The following is a 3,208-nucleotide window of genomic DNA, read 5'->3' as shown; positions in this document are numbered from 1 at the left end:
GATAATAAACCTGTAATTATTCCACTGATTAAACCAATAAAAAACATCGTAACTAACATACAATCGCCTCACCCTTCTTAATTGAAGAAAACGTGACGTGAGTATATATAAAGGAGAACAAATATGTTCTCCTCTCTATACTTCTTCACTTAAAATAATATCCCACTCGGAACAGGTACTCTTAAAAAAAAACTAAATGTGAAATAAAGGATACACATTACTGAAGTTGACATTATGACTGGCATAATACTTCCTTTTACAGTCGGTTTTTTACCGATTAGAAATATACTCATTAGTAATAGGAAGATCCCACTGGTTATATAAAATCCGACAATTGGCATTAATAAAACATAGGCCAAGATACTTCCCATACTAATCCATCTTCTCTTTTGATTTATCTCACCTTCGTCTTCCAAGCCATCATTATCTTCATCAGATTCATGATATAAGCTCTTAAGAAATAAGGCTTTAATAAGTAAAAAGAGCCCTAGCATAGAAAAAATTAAGATAACGACTTTTGGAAATATATCCGCTGGCGCAATTAACGATCTTGTGTTCACGAAAAACAATGCACTTATCCCAAGAATTAGCACAGAAACAATTATATCTTTTACTCTTTCAAACTCCATTACATTCACCTTCTCTCCATTTAACCTTTAAAGTTTTTATTATTATTTATTGACCCTCGGGCTTTTTTCTCTAATCGTTTGACTACTAACGGTAAGAAAATTGATAAAATTGTCATTACAATTAGAACCACACTAATAGGTCGAGTGAAAAACAAAGCAAACATTCCCTTTCCAGAACTAGCAATAAGACTAGATAATACAAAACCGTTCTCTGCTATGACCCCTAGAATTAAACCTAATACAATAGGACCAGGTTCAATACCCACCTTTAAGGCGAAATAGCCAATGATTCCACAAGCTAACATCACATAGACATCTAGGACACTATTTCGTATGGAATAGGACCCAATTACCGCTAGTACAGCAATAATAGGTGCTAAATAATAAATTGGTATTGTAATCGCTTTCACAAAATAACGTGTTCCCCACAAACCGATGATCAWCAATAGAATATTWGCAACAACTAACCCTACAATAAAGGTATAGGCAATTGTCGGTGTCTCTGTAAATAATTTAGACCCCGGTCTCAAACCGTGAATTAATAACCCACCTAATAAAACCGCTGCTACTGGACTTCCAGGAATACCTAATGTTAATAAAGGGATCAGTGATGAGCTGACAGTTGCACTATTAGCCGATTCGCTCGTGATAACACCATCTATATTTCCCTTCCCAAACTCACTCTTGTTCTTAGCAAATCTCTTCGTTTCATTATAGGCCACAAATCCTGCTACATTACCGCCTGCACCAGGCAACATCCCGATGAATGTCCCAATAATGGAGCTCCTAAGATAGATGACTGGCTTTTTAAGAGTTGAAATAATTGTTTTTAAATAAATACCTTTTTTCTCCTTGTAAGAAGTAATAAATTTTTTATCTTGTTCAATCATTCTAATAACCTGAGGTATAGAAAAGAAACCTATCATTGCAGGAAGAAGGTTAATTCCTTCTATTAAACTTCTTACTCCAAATGTGAATCGAGGGTAGCCTGATATAGGATCCAATCCAATTAGTGCAATGAGAAGCCCAAAAACACCACCAATTAACCCTTTTAATAAAGATTTCCCTGCTAAGCTACCAATAATTGTTAAACCAAATATAGCTAGCCAAAAATTTTCTGGATGTCCAAATTTAAGTGCAAAATTTGCTAAAGATTGAGCTAAAAAAATTAAGAAAAATGTCCCGATAATCCCTCCTATAACAGAGGAGACTAAAGCAGTGATCAATGCTTTATCAGGTTTTCCTTTTAATGTCAAAGGATACCCATCAAACGCGGTTGCTACTGCAGCTGGTGTACCAGGAGTGTTAATTAGAATTGCTGAGTTAGCTCCTCCAAACATAGCACCAATGTACAAAGCACCTAATGCAAGTAATCCTGTAGCAGGGTCCATTCCGAATGTAATTGGTACAAGTAATGCGACACCCATAGTAGCAGATAAACCAGGTAGTGTACCAACGATGATCCCACCTATTACAGCTAATGACATTACGAGTAAATTTACAACTGTTAGACTGTTCAATAAACCTAGGAATATATTTTCTAGCATGCTTACCCTCCTTCTCTACAAAAGCAGGCTCTTTTTTATAGTCATTAAAAAAAGAGGGTGATTCATCCATTTAGTCTTTATATTGCTAGACTCACTTTTGTAAGAATCACCCGTACTATCTTTTTTATTAATCTATCAAATCAAAATCTTGAAGAACTTGCCTTGCTTCTTCATATTGCCTTTGGATGTCAACCGCCCATTCATCACCATGTTGAAAACCATCTACTAGACCTGCATTTCTCATATCCTCCTGATACTCTGGTAAGCTAGTGATATGTTCTAATGCTTCATACAACATATCAAGTGCTTCTCTTGGAGATCCTTTAGGAAGGGCTAAACCTCTTTCGATTACTGCTATTAAGTCAATCCCTTGTTCTTTGAATGTAGGCGTGTCAGGTAGCCAATCATGACGCTCTTCCGTTGCTACAGCAAGAATATTGTAATTATCAGGCTCTGCCGTTACATCCCCCACATTTCCCATAATCGCGTCAATATGTCCTCCTAGTAGTTGAGTAACTTGATCAGCTGCTCCTGCAAGAGGAATGATAGTGACCTCTACTCCTGCCGCTTGCATAAATCGTAATACTGTAAGGTGATCCCCCGTTAGAGTACCTGTTGTCCCAACTGTTAAGCTTCCTGGATTCCCTTTTAACACCTCAATAAACTCTTCCAATGTTTCAAACCTACTATCATCATGTTTTACTGCTAAAACTTGTGGATCTGCCACAAGACGCGCAACCACATCAAAGCTATCAAAATCAAAATCAGTCGGACGACCTAATGGTTGCAGCAAAATATGTGGCGTATTGATAGTTCCCATCGTATACCCATCTGGCTCCCCTTTGGCTAATTCCGCAAAACCTACTTCACCACCAGCACCGGTTCTGTACTCTATTACCATGCTTCTGTCGAAATAATCACTCCAATATTTTTCAATAATTCGTTGGTTTGCATCTGTTGTTCCACCTGCAGAGAACGGTACAATGTTGGTAATGTTTCGACTTGGATAATCATTAGAATTGTTTTTACCTT

3 protein-coding genes are annotated in these 3,208 nt (G+C 37.0%); all 3 read right to left on the bottom strand.

What is annotated here, in order from left to right; translation table 11 throughout:
* Positions 1-149: 149 nt before the first annotated feature.
* Positions 150-629: a tripartite tricarboxylate transporter TctB family protein gene (locus tag AB685_RS29120; RefSeq protein WP_047974103.1), complete on the bottom strand. Its 480-nt coding sequence runs from the start codon at positions 627-629 to the stop codon at positions 150-152.
* Between the two features lie 20 nt (positions 630-649).
* The gene (locus AB685_RS29115) at positions 650-2,176 is read right to left on the bottom strand and encodes a tripartite tricarboxylate transporter permease (RefSeq protein ID WP_047974102.1); all 1,527 of its coding nucleotides are present in this window, start codon (positions 2,174-2,176) and stop codon (positions 650-652) included.
* 127 nt (positions 2,177-2,303) lie between these two features.
* Positions 2,304-3,208, bottom strand: a 905-nt coding sequence (locus AB685_RS29110) for a tripartite tricarboxylate transporter substrate binding protein (protein ID WP_047974101.1), incomplete at its 5' end; no start/stop codon positions are given.

This window comes from Bacillus sp. LL01, assembly GCF_001037965.1.
Note: the sequence above shows the minus strand (reverse complement) of the source record. Positions and strands in the feature narration are given on the sequence as shown.

What these genes read in the sequence shown, in the direction of transcription:
- AB685_RS29120 (WP_047974103.1), bottom strand. Translation starts at nt 629, where the DNA reads ATGGAGTTTGAAAGAGTAAAAGATATAATTGTTTCTGTGCTAATTCTT.